This window comes from Fluviicola sp. (assembly GCF_039596355.1).
Classification (GTDB): Bacteria; Bacteroidota; Bacteroidia; order Flavobacteriales_D; family Crocinitomicaceae; genus Fluviicola.
Genome location: NZ_JBCNJW010000002.1, coordinates 283,703 through 300,673, shown reverse-complemented (window position 1 = coordinate 300,673; position 16,971 = coordinate 283,703). Strand labels below are relative to the sequence as shown.

At 42.9% G+C, this 16,971-nt stretch carries 13 protein-coding genes and 3 tRNA genes; 7 read left to right on the top strand and 9 right to left on the bottom strand.

All coding sequences use genetic code 11. The features are described 5' to 3' along the window. Positions 1 to 106: 106 nt before the first annotated feature. The gene (locus ABDV94_RS06540; RefSeq protein ID WP_343605800.1) at positions 107 to 1,252 is read right to left on the bottom strand and encodes an outer membrane beta-barrel protein; all 1,146 of its coding nucleotides are present in this window, start codon (positions 1,250 to 1,252) and stop codon (positions 107 to 109) included. A gap of 169 nt (positions 1,253 to 1,421) precedes the next feature. Here ABDV94_RS06540 and dusB point away from each other — a divergent pair, with 169 nt between their 5' ends. Beyond that, positions 1,422 to 2,423, top strand: coding sequence for a tRNA dihydrouridine synthase DusB (gene dusB / locus ABDV94_RS06535; protein WP_343605798.1), 1,002 nt, complete (start codon positions 1,422 to 1,424; stop codon positions 2,421 to 2,423). Positions 2,424 to 2,522: 99 nt separating this feature from the next. Here the strand turns inward: dusB and ABDV94_RS06530 are convergent, their stop codons facing one another. The 7 genes from ABDV94_RS06530 to ABDV94_RS06500 all read right to left on the bottom strand — a co-directional run bounded on the left by ABDV94_RS06530 (position 2,523) and on the right by ABDV94_RS06500 (position 10,588). Further along, on the bottom strand, positions 2,523 to 2,864 hold the full coding sequence (locus ABDV94_RS06530) for a hypothetical protein (protein WP_343605797.1): 342 nt from the start codon (positions 2,862 to 2,864) through the stop codon (positions 2,523 to 2,525). Positions 2,865 to 2,873: 9 nt separating this feature from the next. Further along, positions 2,874 to 4,973, bottom strand: a complete 2,100-nt coding sequence (gene recG, locus ABDV94_RS06525; RefSeq protein ID WP_343605795.1) for an ATP-dependent DNA helicase RecG — start codon at positions 4,971 to 4,973, stop codon at positions 2,874 to 2,876. Positions 4,974 to 5,209: 236 nt separating this feature from the next. Further along, entirely contained in the window at positions 5,210 to 7,279 is a 2,070-nt protein-coding gene (locus ABDV94_RS06520; protein WP_343605793.1) for a cytochrome c biogenesis protein CcdA, read from the bottom strand. Positions 7,280 to 7,298: 19 nt separating this feature from the next. After that, complete coding sequence (locus ABDV94_RS06515; RefSeq protein ID WP_343605792.1) at positions 7,299 to 7,733, bottom strand: protein-disulfide reductase DsbD domain-containing protein; 435 nt, start codon at positions 7,731 to 7,733, stop codon at positions 7,299 to 7,301. Between the two features lie 83 nt (positions 7,734 to 7,816). Beyond that, positions 7,817 to 8,086 carry a hypothetical protein gene (locus ABDV94_RS06510; RefSeq protein WP_343605790.1) on the bottom strand — a complete coding sequence of 90 codons (270 nt, stop codon included), beginning with the start codon at positions 8,084 to 8,086 and terminating at the stop codon, positions 7,817 to 7,819. 91 nt (positions 8,087 to 8,177) lie between these two features. Continuing rightward, positions 8,178 to 9,413, bottom strand: coding sequence for a tRNA lysidine(34) synthetase TilS (gene tilS / locus ABDV94_RS06505; protein WP_343605788.1), 1,236 nt, complete (start codon positions 9,411 to 9,413; stop codon positions 8,178 to 8,180). After that, the gene (locus tag ABDV94_RS06500; RefSeq protein WP_343605787.1) at positions 9,401 to 10,588 is read right to left on the bottom strand and encodes an anthranilate synthase component I family protein; all 1,188 of its coding nucleotides are present in this window, start codon (positions 10,586 to 10,588) and stop codon (positions 9,401 to 9,403) included. The genes tilS and ABDV94_RS06500 overlap by 13 nt, the downstream gene beginning before the upstream one ends. A gap of 241 nt (positions 10,589 to 10,829) precedes the next feature. On the opposite strand from ABDV94_RS06500, the gene ABDV94_RS06495 reads away from it, so the two are divergent. From ABDV94_RS06495 to ABDV94_RS06475, 5 genes are all read left to right on the top strand, one after another. Next, entirely contained in the window at positions 10,830 to 12,146 is a 1,317-nt protein-coding gene (locus ABDV94_RS06495; protein ID WP_343605785.1) for a lysophospholipid acyltransferase family protein, read from the top strand. Between the two features lie 141 nt (positions 12,147 to 12,287). Next, positions 12,288 to 12,374: transfer RNA gene (locus ABDV94_RS06490), tRNA-Ser, on the top strand. A 113-nt stretch (positions 12,375 to 12,487) separates the two neighbouring features. After that, positions 12,488 to 12,562, top strand: a tRNA-Pro gene (locus ABDV94_RS06485). A 90-nt stretch (positions 12,563 to 12,652) separates the two neighbouring features. Beyond that, a tRNA-Arg gene (locus ABDV94_RS06480) sits at positions 12,653 to 12,726 on the top strand. 375 nt (positions 12,727 to 13,101) lie between these two features. Continuing rightward, positions 13,102 to 14,286 (top strand): tetratricopeptide repeat protein, encoded by a 1,185-nt coding sequence (locus ABDV94_RS06475; protein WP_343605783.1) that lies wholly within the window; start codon positions 13,102 to 13,104, stop codon positions 14,284 to 14,286. A 148-nt stretch (positions 14,287 to 14,434) separates the two neighbouring features. Here the strand turns inward: ABDV94_RS06475 and ABDV94_RS06470 are convergent, their stop codons facing one another. Continuing rightward, a complete protein-coding gene (locus ABDV94_RS06470) occupies positions 14,435 to 15,229 on the bottom strand; it encodes a hypothetical protein (protein ID WP_343605781.1) in 795 nt (264 codons plus the stop codon). 239 nt (positions 15,230 to 15,468) lie between these two features. Here ABDV94_RS06470 and ABDV94_RS06465 point away from each other — a divergent pair, with 239 nt between their 5' ends. Beyond that, positions 15,469 to 16,485, top strand: coding sequence for a hypothetical protein (locus tag ABDV94_RS06465; protein ID WP_343605779.1), 1,017 nt, complete (start codon positions 15,469 to 15,471; stop codon positions 16,483 to 16,485). The last annotated feature ends 486 nt before the right edge of the window (positions 16,486 to 16,971 follow it).

Below are 16,971 nucleotides of genomic sequence, written 5' to 3'. Positions count from 1 at the left end.
GACTTCGGCGTGAGCTCAGTCGAACGCTATCAGGATGTGTGGAATGTCCGGTTTTATTGGGCTTGCAGAGTTGTTTTGCTATTTTTTCCGGCAATCTGAAAACACCTTAAAACCAAAGTCCGATACTCAGAATCCCTTCCCAGCGAATATTATTCGAGTGGTTGTTGTAATAAAAAATCCGCTCGCTGGCTTTCGTTTTGAGCATCCGTGATTCAATGCGCACAAACGCATTCGGAATCGGTTTGTATTCAAATCCGAGTGTTCCTCCCAGAATATCCAGCCCGGTGAGTGTGTGATTTTCGTTTTCGATTGGCCCGGTCAGGATTTCATCCGGATCACTGAACAGTTCAACACGCGTGTAAGCGGCAATGAAATGTGTGAACCGGTATTTAAAAGCGGCAATTCCGGAGAAAATATAAGCCGTTTTATTCGGTGCATTGAGCTTGCTGTTCAGCTGATAGCCAAAATTTCCCTCCAGCCCGAGAACGATGTGTTGCGTCTTGAACACACCGATGTAATTGGTGTAATGCCGGAAATGGCTTTTGGTGACATAACTCGGATATTCGTCGCAAGTTATGGAACTCAGGGAATGAGACCAGCGTTTGCCTGTATACCCGATCGAAAAGCCGATAGCCTTATTCTTGTTGGTTTCTACAAACGTACTGAACCCGTTGAAAACGTTGATTTGGTAAGTCCATTTTTCCGACTGCTGCCAGGTGAGTTTGGCTCCCCCCAGGAAATACGGTTCGAAATAGGTGGTCATCGAAATACTCGAAGTGATGTTTTCCCGCGGCTGAATTGATTCCAACCCGATATGTGTGCGGAAATAACCGGCATCCAGCCAGAGCTTTTTGTAGATCCGGAAACCCGCATTGGCTTCCTGGATAAAATTGAGGTTTTGCGACCAGGCGCTCAGCGGAATGTCGCCGTAGAACAAGGTTGCAACACCGCGCATGCGCTGACTCTCGTACTTCGCGGAAATTTGAAGGATATTGATCCCGAACTGGTTGTTTTTGGGTGACGAAGTGGGGAATTTGGAATAGCCGCCCGGCCCGAGAGTATCGGAATAATAACTGTAATACGTATCGATATACCCGGAAATCTTGACTTTCCCGGTCGTATCGTATTCCTGGGCATACGGATTGATCCGCGTTCCGGTAAAAGTCAGATCGGTTGTGTCTTTTTTGAAGATCTGTGCCTGTCCGGGAAGGAAGATCACACAAACGAACAGGAACAAAAGCGTGCCTTTCATGTAGCGTTTAGAGTTTTGTCAAAATTACTATTTCCTGCAAAATGAAAACAATGGAAGGGTTTCTCTTTGAATGAAAGATCGTTTGAAAGGAACCTGTTTACAGGCTTGTGACCAGCAGGCTTATGAATTTTTTCATTTTCAATTATCAATTTAGCCGTACCTTTGCACCATGGTAAAAATCCGGGATATTGAATTGGGGGAATTTCCGCTGCTTTTAGCGCCGATGGAAGACGTAAGTGATCCGCCGTTCAGAGCCTTATGTAAAAAGCACGGGGCTGATTTGATGTACACAGAATTTATTTCTTCCGAAGGATTGATCCGTGATGCGATCAAGAGCCGTCAGAAACTGGATATTTTTGATTACGAAAAACCAATCGGGATCCAGATTTTCGGTGGAGACGAAGAGGCAATGGCTATGTCTGCACGCATTGTGGATGCAACCAACCCGGATATTCTGGACATTAACTTCGGTTGTCCGGTGAAAAAAGTGGTATGCAAAGGAGCCGGAGCAGGTGTTTTGAAAGATGTAGACCTCATGGTTCGTCTGACGCAAGCCTGCATTAAATCTACCAAATTGCCGGTAACGGTAAAAACCCGTTTGGGCTGGGACGATTCGATGATCAATATCATGGAAGTGGCGGAACGATTGCAGGACATCGGGGTGGAAGCCTTGTCGATTCACGGACGCACGCGTGCTCAGATGTATAAAGGAGAAGCCGACTGGAGATACATTGCGGAAGTGAAAAACAATCCGCGCATCAAAATCCCGATTTTCGGAAACGGAGACATTGACTCACCGGAAAAAGCGGTGGAATACAAGAACCGCTACGGTGTAGACGGAATCATGATTGGTCGTGCAAGTATCGGTTACCCATGGATTTTCAACGAAGTAAAGCATTATATGGCGACCGGGGAACATTTGGAAGTTCCAAGTGTGAAAGACCGCGTAGAAGCTGCCCGGGATCACCTGATGATGAGCGTGAAATGGAAAGGAGAGCGTTTGGGAGTGGTGGAGATGAAACGCCATTACACCAATTACTTCAAGGGAATTGCACACTTCAAGGAATACCGCACCAAATTGGTTACCTCATTTGATTTACAGGAAATCCTGGATATGCTTGCGTACCTGGAAGAAAACGCAGCAGAATTTACGTTTTCAACTGCGGGATAGCTGTTTGCTGGCTTCGACTCCGCTCAGCCAGCATCATACATTCCAATATCATCAAGAGATTTTTTCGTGCTGGCTGAGCAGAGTCGAAGCCAGCCTTTCTTATTGCGCCGCGTATGTATACTTCACCTTCACATGCTCAAACGGAGCATAACGCGTTCCGGCAGTAAAAGTCAGTTTTTTGGCAGCATTTTCTGCTTTCATGCGTGAAGGCGTAGACTTGATCGTTGATTCGTCACCCAAAATTTTTGTTCCGGTTACTTTTCCTTCGCGGTTTACAGCGAGCTCTACCACCACTGTTCCGCTAACGGTACTTGAAATGGTGAATTTTTCTTCGGTATTCAACAGTTTTCGGCCGGAATCTACAAGAGTTCCTGAAATAACCTGAGAATCAGCATAGGAATAACTGAAAAGCGCAATCGCCAGTAGAAGGATTTTTTTCATTGTTCAAGTTTACGAAATTTCTGCCCAATTCGGCTTGTCCTGGAGTCTTTTTATTGCTTCCATTCTCAGGAAGACGTGTTCCGGTTTTTCCAGTCTCGGATCATCCGTTAAAAGCTCCCGGGCCTTTTCGCGTGCCAGTGCAACAAGCGGGCCATCTTTCGCCAGATCCGCAATTTTCAAGTCCAGGTTACCGCTTTGCTGCGTTCCCATAATATCCCCCGGGCCACGCAGTTCCAAATCGACTTCCGAAATTTCAAATCCGTCGTTGGTGCGAACCATGGTATGAATGCGTTTTTTCGTATCGGCAGAAAGTTTGTTCCCGGTCATGAGCAAGCAGTAAGATTGCTCTGCTCCGCGTCCCACGCGTCCCCTCAGCTGGTGCAATTGCGACAAACCGAAGCGTTCGGAACTCTCAATTACCATCACGGAAGCATTCGGAACATTTACACCGACTTCGATTACGGTTGTAGCAACCATAATCTGTGTTTTTCCTTCCACGAACAACTGCATTTCGTAGTCCTTTACTTCGGGTTTCATTTTTCCGTGAACAATGCTCACGCGGTATTCCGGAAGCGGGAACGACCGGCTGATTGCTTCGTAACCATCCATCAGGTTGTTGTAATCCAATGTTTCGGATTCCTGGATGAGCGGATAAACGACATAAACCTGTCTTCCGAGCGCAATTTCTTTCCGGATAAACCCAAAAACCAGCGACCGGTCTTTCTCAAAATGATGCTTGGTCGTAATGGGTTTTCTGCCCGGTGGAAGCTCGTCGATGACGGAAACATCCAGATCGCCGTAATAAGTCATTGCCAGTGTTCGCGGAATTGGTGTAGCAGTCATGACCAGGATATGTGGCGGAGAATCATTTTTCTTCCACAAACGCGAACGTTGCTCCACGCCAAAACGGTGCTGTTCGTCGATTACCACGATTCCAAGGTTTTTGAACTGCACAACGTCTTCCAAAAGCGCATGTGTTCCCACCAGGATGTGGATTTCTCCGTTGAGAAGCTGTTCGTGGATGACTTTTCGTGCTGCTTTTTTGGTAGAACCCGTCAGCAAAGCAATCCGGACAGGTGTTCCGTTCAATAATTCCTGTAAACCGACAAAATGCTGGTTGGCGAGGATTTCAGTCGGAGCCATTAAAGCGCCCTGCAATCCGGAGCCGATTCCCATGAGCATCGTCAGCAATGCGACAACGGTTTTTCCGCTTCCCACATCTCCCTGCAGCAGGCGGTTCATTTGAAAACCGGATCCGATATCACGGCGAATTTCTTTGAGTACTTTCTTTTGTGCATTCGTCAGCGGAAAGGGGAGATTGTTTTCGTAAAAATCATGAAACAATTGTCCCACATCCGAAACAACTTGTCCTTTATTTTTCTGCAGGTTGATCGCTTTTCGAAGCAACAGTTCGATTTGTAGATTTAGTAATTCTTCCAGTTTGAATCGTGCTCTGGCTTTTTGGGCCAGTGTTACATCAGCTGGCATGTGCACGGCGCGGATTGCGATTGCAAAACCCGGAAGTTTGAGTTCCTGAACCAGCTTCGGAGGAAGTGTTTCATCGAAACGCACATTTGCCGCCAAACCGAGCAGGTTTTCGATCAGTTTCTGAATTCCTTTGGTGTGTAGTCCGGATGCGTTGAGTTTTTCCGTAGACGAATATACTGGCTGCCATCCCAAAGCCGCTTCCGCTCCGGTGTATGGATTCAATTCCGGATGGGAAATGTTCCAGGTATTGACGTAGGGTTTGGCTTTTCCGAATACGACGTAGTCTGTATGGAGCTTCAGGTTCGGAAGGATGTATTTGTAGCCCTGGAACCAAACCAGATCAATGATTCCCGTTGAATCCTGGAATTTGACATTCAGTCGTTTCTGCCGTCCGGTTCCGCTTTCCTGCACCGAGATAATCTGACCTTTCAATTGTACGAAGCCGTCAATAGCCGGAATATCTTTGATGAGGTGAAACCGGGAGCGGTCAATGTACCGGAAAGGAAAATGATAGAGTAAATCCAGGTAGGTTGTGATGCCCAGTTCTTCTTTCAGCAGTTTGGCTCTTTGCGGGCCAACACCTTTTAGAAATTCGATTTGAGTTTGCAACCATTGGTTCATGGTACGAATTTAATAAAATCCCGGGGTGTTTTCAATCGGGAGAAAGAGTTCTTTCGAAAGCAAACTCCTGTAAATGATAAATGGAGTCCAGACGGGCGTCCGAACTCCATTCACTAATCAACCTAACCTAACCACCTAAATCATTACAAAGATAAATCTATTTTTGGAATTAAAAAAACAATTTTCAATTAAAAATTTCTTAATACGGTTTTTCCGTGACGAATGGTAATTTTGAACTATTTTTTAAATTCTTTCAAACCATCTTCCAGCCATTTTTGGAACACTGCCGGGCTTCCGTGATTCTGATAATCCGCAGAACCTACCGGGATATCCTTCCCATCCGGAGTCTGAAGTACATAGTATGGCTGTGATGAAGTTTGGTACTCTCCAATTTGTTTTGCTGTCCATTTATTCCCGATCGTTGATAAGGAGAAATCACGACCGTTTAGCTGGATCGTTTTCTGCTCGTTCTTCGGTAATTCTGTTCGTTCGTCTACGTATAAAGAAACAATGACCACATCGTCTCTTAACTTTTCAATAACGCCAGGTTCTCCCCAAACGCTTTGTTCCATCTTCCGGCAGTTGACACAACCCCATCCGGTGAAATCTACGAAAAGCGGTTTGTTCACTTTCTTAGCGTAAGCCAGCGCTTTGTCGTAGTCGGTGAAAGCCGGAAGTCCCTGCGGTCCTTCGTGCATGCCTTCTTCCAAATGAGCAGTTGCTGCTACGGTTTGACCACCGCCGCCCAATCCTTTCGGAGACTCTGCATAGAAATCCGGAGGGAGGAATGCGTTCACCAGTTTCAATGGTGCGCCCCACAATCCAGGGATCAAGTACATGGTAAATGCTAAAGTCAGAGTTGCAATCATGGTTCTTCCTACGGAGAGTTTGTCAACCGGGCTGTCGTGTGGCAAGCGGATTTTTCCAAAGAGGTAAAGTGCGAGCGTTCCGAAAACGGCAATCCAGATAGCGATGAATAGTTCACGCTCCAATAAGTGCCACTGCATCGTTGTATCTGCGGTAGACAAGAATTTGAATGCAAATGCAATTTCCAGGAATCCAAGGAATACTTTTACTACGTTCAACCAGCCTCCCGAATTCGGCATGGAATTCATCCAGGAAGGGAAGATGGCGAAAAGCATGAAAGGCAGTGCCAGTGCTAATCCGAATGCAAACATCCCGACCATCAAAGCTGATCCCCCGCCGTAAGCAGAAAGTCCGCCGAGTAATCCGCCCAAAATTGGTCCGGTACACGAGAAAGAAGCTAAGGATAATACCAGGGCCATGAAGAAGATTCCGACAATTCCTCCTTTATCTGCTTTGGAATCGGCTGAATTGACCCATTTTGCAGGAAGCTGAATTTCAAATGCTCCCAGGAAGGATAAACCGAATAAAAAGAGCATCAGGAAGAAGAAGATGTTGAACCAAACATTGGTAGACAATGCGTTTAAGATGTGCCCGGCTCCGGTTGCAACCACAAGTCCTCCTAAGAGTACGTGAATCAAAATGATAGAGCCTCCGTAGATGAATGCGTTGCGAATTCCCTGTGCACGCGATTTACTGCGTTTGGTGAAGAAACTAACCGTCATCGGAATCATCGGGAAGACACACGGCATGATCAGGGCTAAGAAACCGCTGAAAAATGCTCCGATAAACACTCCCCAAAGCGGTTTTTGCTCTTGCTTAACAGGAGTTTTCTGTTGATTGTCTGCTTTCTGTCCGGCTTCCGGAGTGTTTTTAGTATCGTTAGTTGTCGGTGCAATAGATGCTGTTGATGCAGAATCCGAATTATCCGCAGCGTTTTCAATGGAAGACTGGTCTACCGCATTCGGGTTTCCTTTTACAGTGATCTTCCCGCTTGAAGCGTATGGCGGAAGACAAATTGCATTGATTTCACAGGTCTGAAACTCATATTTATAAGTCAGTGTGAAGTCTTTTTTATTCAGGACTTTGATTTTTTGCTTGAAAACAGCCTTTCCGACATGGTAAACGAGCGTTTCATCCAGGATTTCATCGAATTCGCTGTGAGGTTTGGATTCGGTCATTTTACCGACTAGTTCAAAGTCTTTGGATTTCACCAATTGGACGGTAGTTGCCAGGTTTAAGGATCCTTTCGGTAACACAAGCGGTCCGATTTCCCAATTCGGGATAATCGAAGCTTCAATGATTACGGTTGCAAAATCGCCTTGTTGTTCAACTCTTCCGCTCCATTTCACTTTGTCTTCTGCGTATTGAACTTGTGCATGCGTTTTGGTGATAACGGATAAACCGACTAATAGAATAAGACTTTTAAAGAATGAGGTCATAAAGAAACAGATCGGATTGTTATTGAATGGTTATTGAAAAATCGATATCGACAGGAGGGAGGCACATCACGTCGTTACAGACCATGAATGTGACGTATCCTTTAATGACTTCTCCTGCTTTTGGTTTTACTATTTTACGTGTGAAAACGACTTCGTTTTTGAAGAAATCCAGTGCTGCTTCAAAGTTTTCGTCGTATTCGTGAATGGCTGCCGGTTCTTTCACTTCGCCTTCGAATTTCACGTTCGGATTTTCGATAAAAGTAAAACTGGTCGGAACCGGCCCTATGGTGTTGTTAATATGCTGGCTGTAAAGATGCCAACCTTCAGAAATAGAGGCTTTTAATTGAATCTCCTGTGTTTGAGGATTGTACGAGAAGTTCCATTTTACACGATCCTGTGCAAACAGTGACATGCTGCATAACAGGAAGGAACATAAAAAAAGCAGTTTGCGCATCATGGGCTTTAGTCTTGTTTATTCCAAAGCTACGAAACGAAAACTGCTTGTTAACAATGAGTTTGTATTGTTTTCTTGAAAAGCTAAAACTTCAATTCAACAATGTGATCGATGGGAATCCACATACCGCCTTTCAGACAGATGTATTTTTGACCGGTGGCCCAAATGGTTGTGTTGACTCTTTTAAGTCCTTCATCGTCATGGAAGATGATTCCGACTTTGTGGTGGTAACCATTACCTAACCTGGTTGCTTCTTCCAGCTTTGCGAGGATATCTGACTGCTGTTCGAATTCAACCTGGTGTTTGAAAGACAAATCTTTCACTATCTCCTTTTCTATTGTAACTGGTTCCATAGTCAATGGGGTTTAAGAGTGTACAAATCGAAATTTAATGAAAAATTAATTTATAAAACACATTTTAAGAAAAAAAAACAGACGCTGTGTTTCAGCGTTTCGAAAGTTTGGCAATCAGAGTGGTAGAAGCAGATGCAGCGTGTTTTTGAGAGACGGCAATTCCGGGAATCCAAACAATTTCTTCTCCTGATTTGAAAACCGGGTAAGTACTCCGCCATTGCTCCGGAATCCCATGGTCTTTCAATAGTTTGTAGACTTTGCTTTTTCCGGGAGTTCCGATTTTTTGAATCCTATCTGTTTCGAAAGCAGTACTTTGAATGGGTTTTGATGCGCATTTGTTCAGATCGATGTATGCTTCCCAGGTCGAAAAACGATCCGGTAAGATTTCAACCTCCTGAATCTTGAATTCCCAATGGCTTGTTTGCAGGAAATTTGCATTCCAGGAAATACCTTCTTTTGTCCGGAACAGGTAAGTGTTATCAATTTTTGAACTCAGTTTTGCCTGTTCCAGTTCCCCGATGCGCTGCATGACCCAGGCAGGCCATGTGAAGAAATTGCAAATAAGAATACGTTCTTCGATGCTGATTGCATTCCATTCGCGGAAGCTGATTTGGCTGTTGTGCCTCCACTGTGTTAATCGTTCGTGCAGGTTTTCGCGCAGGGATTGTTGTTCCTCCCTGAATTTCAGTTGCAGGAATTGAACGGATGCGGAAAGCTCCGGGATGCTTTGTTGAAGTTCGGGAAGCAGGATGTTCCGGAACTGGTTTCGCTTGTAGTTGTTTTCGGCGTTGCTGGCATCTTCGCGCCAGGAAAGGCCTTTTTCCAGGGCATAGTTCCGAAGCTCTTCTTTGGTTAACGAGAGAAACGGACGAATGATCCCGTTACGTTCCGGGTGCATGCCGCCGAGTCCGAAGATTCCTGCCCCGCGAATGAGTTGCAGGAAGAACGTTTCCACCTGGTCGTCCTGGTGATGTGCCAGTAAGATGTGGTTGTCCGGATGCTGCTGAATGAAGTATTGAAAGTGTTTGTGCCTGAAATTCCGTGCGGCTTCCTGCAGGTTGATTCCGTTTCCTTTGGTCAGTTCCTGCGGACAGCGTACTGCTTCTATTTCCAGCTGGTGTTTTTTCGCCAGGTTTCGGACAAAGGCTTCGTCTTGTTCACTTGCTTCCCCGCGCAGCTGGTAGTTGATGTGCAGGATGGATGGTTTGAATCCCATTGAAACCAATGCTTCGAGCAACACGGTGGAGTCGAGTCCACCGGAGCAGGCTACGCGGAGATTGAATTGCTCCAATCCCGATTCTCGAAGCACATTTTCTACCACTGACATGTTCCGAAAAGGGCTAAGATTTTTCCCACTTTAGCGCGGCATTCTTCGTATTCGGCAGCTGCATCGGAGAGAATGGTAATAGCTCCGCCTACTCCGCAGGACAATTGCTTCCGTTTCGGGTTGTAGACAATTGTCCGGATGAGTACATTCAGGTCGAAATCGCCGTTGGGGTAGATAACGCCGAAGGATCCGGAGTAAAATTCACGGGAAAAGCCTTCGTAGTATTCGGAGAGTCCGACAGCTGCTTTTTTCGGAGCTCCGGTCATAGAACCCATCGGAAAGCCGGCTTGCAGGATGTCCGAAAAACGCGTATTTTCTTTTAGTTCGCAGGAAACGGTCGAAATAAGCTGGTGTACGGTCGGAAACGTATAGACTTTGCAGAGCTCATCTACTTTGACACTTCCTTTGGTTGCGATTTGTGAGAGATCGTTTCGTACCAGATCTACAATCATGATGTTTTCGGCCCGTTCTTTCGGGTTTGTTTCCAGTTCGTGAATCCGTTTCTGATCTTCGGCTGTTGTTGCGCTGCGTGGAGCTGTTCCTTTGATCGGTTGAGAAATGAGCTGTTTTCCCTGTTTGCGGATAAAGCGCTCCGGACTCGCGGAAGCCAGCATCCAGTTGGTGTTTTCTACCAGTGCGGTAAAAGGTGTCGGATTGTGGTTCCAGAGTGTTTGAAAGAAGGGTTGAATGCTTTCCAGTTCGATTCCGTCTGCTTCAAACAACTGGCAGAAATTAATCTCGTAGACATCGCCAAGCTGAATGTGTTCCTTGAGCTTGTTTACCCGTTCGATGTATGTTGCCCGGTCAATTTTCGCTTTCCAGTGAATAGCGCCGGAAAGGTCGGCCGGAGTTTGAAACAGTTGTTTTGCCGCTTCCAAATGCGCCGGTGTGTTTTTTCCTTCTATGAAGGTATAGTCATCGTTTTGCAGCAAGTATGTGCTTTCCGGAACCCAAACCCGAAGTAGTGGAAGTTCATTTGCTTTGCGTTCGACGTTCAGGATATCGGCTCCCAGTTGGTAGTTGATGAGCGTGAACAGTGTTCGGTCTTGGTGCTGTTCAATGAATGCATCCAATTCGTGCCACTGCCGGGTTGATTCCAGTTGGAATGCGTTTTCACAACCAATCCCGATGAGGAATGTGTCTTCCGAGTTTCTGAAAAGGGCACGTTCAAGCATGGTGCAAAGTTACGAATTGGATCTGCTTTTTGCGCATATGAGGTTTGGGAGAGTGATTGATGTTGATCTGACTCTGGACGTAATATTGCGGAATTACGTCCGGAGTTTCTTTTGGAAAAGGATTAAATGAGGTGTTTCTGACCACATTTTGAACCGAATCCGCAACCGAATTCGAACGAACTTTCACCATTGCACGGTACTTAATTAGCCGGAAACCACTAAATTCGTTTAAAATCAAAATATGCTATACCGCATTTTAAGGGCAATTATTTCATTTGGAATCCGGCATTATTACAGGGATATTCAGGTGGTCAACCAACAAATCCTGGACAAGGAAAACGGACCTTTGATTATCATTGCCAATCACCCGAATACACTGATGGACGCCTGGATGGTGGGATTCGCCAACCGCAGAAGGGTTCACTTTATGGCAAAAGCCACTTTTTTCAATTCGCCGCTGAAACGCAAACTCCTCGGAGCTTTGGGAATGATTCCAATCAATAGGAAGTCGGATGGAGCTGTGGCGGGTGTCAATAACAAAGATTCATTCCAGGCTTGTTACGAATTGCTGGAAAAAGGAGAAATCCTGGTTGTTTTCCCGGAAGGGACGAGCTTTTTGGAGCGGAAACTGCGGGAAATCAAAACCGGAACGGCACGGATTGCATTGGAGGTAGAAAAAAGAAACCAGGGAAAACTAGGATTGAAAGTGGTTCCGGTCGGATTGAATTATATTTCGGCAGATTCATATCGTGGAAAAGTGCTGGTTCATGTGGGGAAACCCATTGAACTGGATGATTTGTGGAAAGAATACGAAGTGAACCAGGGAAATGCGGCAAAACTGCTCACGGAACGGTTTCGGGTTGAATTATCACGCGTATTTGTGAATATGGAAGATTCCGCGCGGGAGGATTTGGTGGAACAGCTGCGTAAATTATTTGTGACCAAATACACCAAGCGTACCGATGTGGCGAATGAAATGGATTTCATGAAATCGGTGCAGAGCCGTTTGGAAGAATATAGCCTGACCAGCCCGTGGAAAGTGGATGAAATTCATACGGAAACCGGAAAAGTATTGGCTTCGATGCAGTTTTTGGGAATCAAACCGGATTTCCTGGACCGGCCGTATCGTCCGGGCTTATTTTTGAGACAATTTGTTCAAAGCTGGCTGTTTATTATTGTAACGGTGCCACTTTTTGTGATCGGTTTCATTCACCACGTTATTCCGTATTGGTTTATCGGCTGGATTGTACCTAAAATCAGTAAGGACGTGGAATATCATGCTCCGCTGGCAATTTTGTTCGGTTTGGTGCTTTATCCGCTCAATTATGTAGGATTTGGTTTGCTGGTTCATTTTTGTTTTGACTTCACCTGGCTCGAAACATTGGTGTATTTGGCGGCACTTCCCTTGTTCGGAACATTCGCACATTTTTACATGCGGTACATGTCGCATTTGAATTCCAAACAGCGTTTTGGGCGTTTTGCGCGCAGAAGAAGTGCGATTCTTCAAAATTTGAAAGAACAACGCGAACAATTGAAAGAGTTGATTTTTAGAGATTAAGCCCGTGTTAAATCGGCGTAAAGCGATCCGGGATCATTTTTTTTTTACTTTTTTTACTGAAAATCCTTTGATAGAACGATGCATTTATTAATTTTGCGCCTGTCTTAGTGAGACCTGAGACACGTTCTTTGTAACATCATTGGAGGGATGGGTGAGTGGCTGAAACCACCAGTTTGCTAAACTGACGTACTGGCAACGGTACCGCGAGTTCGAATCTCGCTCTCTCCGCTTTTTTTTTCTCAAAGGGCTTGCACAAGTGAAATAAATGAGTATCTTTGCACCCTCAAAACAGAGAAACACTTCAAGAGCGATTGAAGTAAATTGAAATAAAAAGCCTAGTTCGGGGCGTAGCGTAGTCCGGTCATCGCGCCTGGTTTGGGACCAGGAGGTCGCAGGTTCGAATCCTGCCGCCCCGACACAAGAAAAGGGGATGAGCAATCATCCCCTTTTTTATTTAGTATTCGTTTGTTGTTATTCCGATTGACAACAACAACAGAAAGATTACCGGTCCCATAGCTCAGCTGGATAGAGCAACTGCCTTCTAAGCAGTAGGTCTTTGGTTCGAATCCAAATGGGATCACAAAAAGAAAAAGCGAATTACGGTAGTAGTTCGCTTTTTCTTTTTCCCTCAATACTCACTCTCACTCCCGATAGCTATCGGGACGCTCTGTTTTTCAGAGCTTTTTCTTTAAGGGAAGAGTGTGAGTTTTGAGTGTGGGATTTGTGTTCGAAGTTTCGATTAGGATTCTTCGTAGGGTAAATCCCAATTTTTCGTAAACTCTTGATTTCATTGAGTTTCCTAAACATTTAAAGCAGTTCGAATCTAATTGGGTTTCAGGTGTAATTTCCTTTTGATAAAAAGATTCAAATCCAGTATTAAAAACTTAATTGCTATACTTACAATCTGAAAAGCAGCTATATTATGCTTCAATCGAACAATTTAAACCATCAAAACATGAAATCATGGATAGTACTCTTCATCGCTTTTCTTAACGGCTACAACACCTACGCCTGTAGTGTTTATAAAATCACGAAAAATAACAGGACATTCGTTGGAAATAATGAGGATTACTGGGATCCAAATACCAAAATGTGGTTTGAGAAGGGGAAAAACGGAAATTTTGGAAATGTATATGTGGGATTTGATAACTTATACCCGCAAGGCGGTATGAATGAAAAAGGGTTGGTTTTTGATGGCTTTTCTGTCGATCCGAGAGAAATGAAATCAGATTCTAAAAAACTGATTCCAGGGAATGACATCCTCAAACACATTATGCAAACCTGTAAAAATATAGATGAGGTTTATACGATCTTAGAAAAGTATGATTTAACCACTTTTCTTTATTCAGGCATGTGGATGTTCATTGATGCTGCCGGAAATTATCTGGTAGTAGAAGGGGATGCATTAACGAAGGGAAAAGAAGACAACTATTTATTGTCGAATTTCTGTCCTTCGCAAACACCCGATTTAGATCAGTTAGATATCCCGTTTTATCAAAAGGGCCGAAAAATGATGGCTGAAAAGACAGACACGACATTGTCCTATCTTTCAGCCTTATCAGACGCCTTACATCAGAGCTTTCCATATGATTTAGGAGGAACCCAATACACTACAATCTACGATTTAAAAGAAAAAGTAATCCATCTCTACTATTATCACGATTATTCAAAGAGTATTACGATTCATTTAATGGACGAATTAAACAAAGAGGATAACGTACTGAATATTCCGGACCTGTTTCCCGATAATGTGTCAAGCCGAAAAAACATCCAAAAAGTGAATGATGTAAAAGATTTTCTGAAAGAGTTGTCCAATCCGTTACTTTCCAATGACTACTCTAAAATAAAGGCAGAAATTAGTTTTAGAGACCTTTCATTCGTATTGAGTTTATTTGAGAATGAATTGAATGCATTGGGTTATGAATTACTGAATCAAACAGATAAAACTGCAGCTATCAACATTTTCAAATTGAATGTGGAATATTTTCCCAATTCCTGGAATGTTTACGATAGTTTAGGAGATGGTTACCTGGCGGATGGAAACTATGAATCAGCAATCCTTAATTACGAGCAATCCTTAAAGCTAAACCCCACTAATCAAAATGCGATTACTCAAATCGGGAAATTATCTAAGAAGTAGCTTTTCCAAGAATAAGCTGATAATGAAGGACAATTAGAGTAAGGAATTCAAATCTTCTATTAAATGGTTCGAAATAGCTCTAATCAGGATCACACAAAAGAAAAAGAGCATTTGACGCAAGTTGAAAGTTCTTTTACTAACTGCTGGCTTAGTAAAACTCATAATAGTATTTGTTGGTCGATTGTAAAAAATCGGAATTCTCTATATGGTAAAAATTGGATTCAGTAATTAAATCACCCTCATAAGTAAATGTTAATCGGGTTGGTTTCATTATACCGGCCCTGGTAACAATTGACAGTAACTTAAAATCTTCGGAAAACTGATACTCTTTTGTTATTTCGAAATTGACATCCTTTTTGATCAATCCTGTCTTCTGATCAACAATTTTCTTTTCAGTTTTTGTATAAATCAACTCTTCAGATTCATTATCCAATTGGTAGATTGTAGAAATCAAAGTGTCCTGTAAGTATGTGTATGCAATGCTGTCCTTTAGTTTTCCTTTTTGAAAGGGATCATACGACAGTGAATACTTCATAACGCATGACTGTTTATTGACATAAAAATAATGACGCTCGGAAGCAAACGAATTTAAATTGGTTGAGGGAATAAACTTCCTGTAAATCAATCTTCCATAGGCGTCATACTTTAGTTTTTCTCTTTTGTAAAAAGTGGTGTCATCTAACCGGTATTCATTCTCAATTTCGTTCCCCGATAAATCATACTTTAAAATGGAAGTAGTGTCGGAACAAGAAACGGATGTTTTTTTCTCATAATCATAGTAAGAAGTTCTTATTTGAATGATTGTTCTGACTTTATTCTTAAGAAATATTTCCCGCTCTTTATCCAGGTAATTTTTACAGTTTAGGTAATCTTTATTGCTTTGGGCAAAAGCAACGGAAAACACGTGTATCAAGAGTGCTAAAAAGATCAATAGTTTATTCATGATTGTGAAGATTTATGTAATAAGGTTGTTTGAAATAAAGCATTTTAAGTATAAAGTATCGAGAAGCACAAAACGGCTCAAAGTTCATTAGTTATAGTTAGTTTTATTCATCAGGTATTACTACCTAAAAATACGCGTTTTGGTAGTTTATTTATCTAACCATACCAAAATCTTCAAATTTTCTTATAACCGTCAAAAAAATCCCGCATTTTTCCTACTTTCAAGCCAAACTAAACTCCATGATCCGCAAACAATTACTGGTTTTTCTCTTGGGGATAACAACGTTTTCAGCTTGTAATTCCGGAACTCCGAAAGAAGAAAAAACAAACGCCGTGCTTCAAGCCGAGAAACCCAAAACTGTTCATTCGGAAAAGAAGAAGCAAGCTATATCAGAAGATTCAGAGCAAACACCGGATATACCGGATACCGGAAATATATTTCGACGCTATGATGCCGTTAAAAAAGTCCTGAAAAAATGGAACCAGGCAATTAGTGACCATCAGTTGTCAGATCTCGAAAATTTGTATGCGGATGAAGTGATTTATTATTCCAAAAAGAGCAGTAAACAAACAATTTTAAACCAAAAATCCAGCTGGTTAAAAAAACACCCTTCGTACAAACAGAAATTGGGTTATACAGATGTTTATTTTGATCAAGATGATATCCAGGAAGTAGAAGAACCTGTTTTGAAAGTAGCATTTGTGGCCCGATTCACCAAAATATGTATCGAAAACGGGAAGAAAAAAGAGGTTGAATCGTATTTGTATTTCCGGAAATTTGGGAACAAATGGAAAATAGTTTGTGAAACGGATGCAATTACTGAAGTGAATGTGGCACTAAATAAACCTGTGATGGATCTTCCTGAAGGAGAATATCATTACTACATTGGACAATGGTCAGACACGCGCGATGTTCCCGGTTTTGCACATGACATGGCGCCTTACGATTCAAGATTGGATTTTACAATAAAAGACGGTGAAATTCTCGGTGTTTACGATTGGTACAGTGGTACCTTGAGAAGTCATATTTTTTATTTGATTAAAAGCGGAAAGATAAAGAATGGAATTTTGGAGTTAGAAATAGTTTATTGTGAAGTTGATATTCCTTCTATCCCGGAACATATTGACGATATCGAGGAAGATTATTTAAGCAAGGAAACGGAAACATGGAGCTTCAAGATTCTTGACAACAAACAACTGATTGGTATTTCAAAAGATTGTTACTCCTATTCACAGACTTTGAAAAGAATTAATTAGAATTATAAAATAATCTCCTCACATGAAACGGTCCGAAAGGTAGTGTCAAGGAGAGTGCTCGTTTAAAATGCGCATTAGCAGACGTACAGCTTTATGTGCTTTCTTGACTTGTGTTAATTCGTGTTTCGCTATGAAAGCAAATGTTTTTTTACAAAAAAACGCTTTGGTTGTACACCGATCGAGCTCGCAGGACACCCCCTCATTAGATAACATTATCATAAAGGAGTATGAGTATTGAAAGTGATTAAATCTCAAGTAAACTCGTCAAATCCCCAACCAAACAGTTCGAAATAGCTGACATTAATCGCCATCAATGAACTATTGAACTTCGGGGAGGAAGCATTGTGGCAAAAAGACATAAAAAATCGGGTAGTTCTTTTACGTATTCTTCGTTCGTTTCAATACCATTCTTGATCAGAATGTTCATTGCCAGATTGGGAGATATTTTGCTGTCTAAAAAGACCCGGGTTCTAGTATGGGGGGCTA

Coding starts and splice junctions, on each gene's coding strand:
- ABDV94_RS06470 (WP_343605781.1), bottom strand. CDS start 15,229: ATGAATAAACTATTGATCTTTTTAGCACTCTTGATACACGTGTTTTCC.
- ABDV94_RS06515 (WP_343605792.1), bottom strand. CDS start 7,733: ATGCGCAAACTGCTTTTTTTATGTTCCTTCCTGTTATGCAGCATGTCA.
- dusB (WP_343605798.1), top strand. CDS start 1,422: ATGGTAAAAATCCGGGATATTGAATTGGGGGAATTTCCGCTGCTTTTA.
- tilS (WP_343605788.1), bottom strand. CDS start 9,413: ATGTCAGTGGTAGAAAATGTGCTTCGAGAATCGGGATTGGAGCAATTC.
- ABDV94_RS06520 (WP_343605793.1), bottom strand. CDS start 7,279: ATGACCTCATTCTTTAAAAGTCTTATTCTATTAGTCGGTTTATCCGTT.
- ABDV94_RS06530 (WP_343605797.1), bottom strand. CDS start 2,864: ATGAAAAAAATCCTTCTACTGGCGATTGCGCTTTTCAGTTATTCCTAT.
- recG (WP_343605795.1), bottom strand. CDS start 4,973: ATGAACCAATGGTTGCAAACTCAAATCGAATTTCTAAAAGGTGTTGGC.
- ABDV94_RS06540 (WP_343605800.1), bottom strand. CDS start 1,252: ATGAAAGGCACGCTTTTGTTCCTGTTCGTTTGTGTGATCTTCCTTCCC.
- ABDV94_RS06500 (WP_343605787.1), bottom strand. CDS start 10,588: ATGCTTGAACGTGCCCTTTTCAGAAACTCGGAAGACACATTCCTCATC.
- ABDV94_RS06475 (WP_343605783.1), top strand. CDS start 13,102: ATGAAATCATGGATAGTACTCTTCATCGCTTTTCTTAACGGCTACAAC.
- ABDV94_RS06510 (WP_343605790.1), bottom strand. CDS start 8,086: ATGGAACCAGTTACAATAGAAAAGGAGATAGTGAAAGATTTGTCTTTC.
- ABDV94_RS06465 (WP_343605779.1), top strand. CDS start 15,469: ATGATCCGCAAACAATTACTGGTTTTTCTCTTGGGGATAACAACGTTT.
- ABDV94_RS06495 (WP_343605785.1), top strand. CDS start 10,830: ATGCTATACCGCATTTTAAGGGCAATTATTTCATTTGGAATCCGGCAT.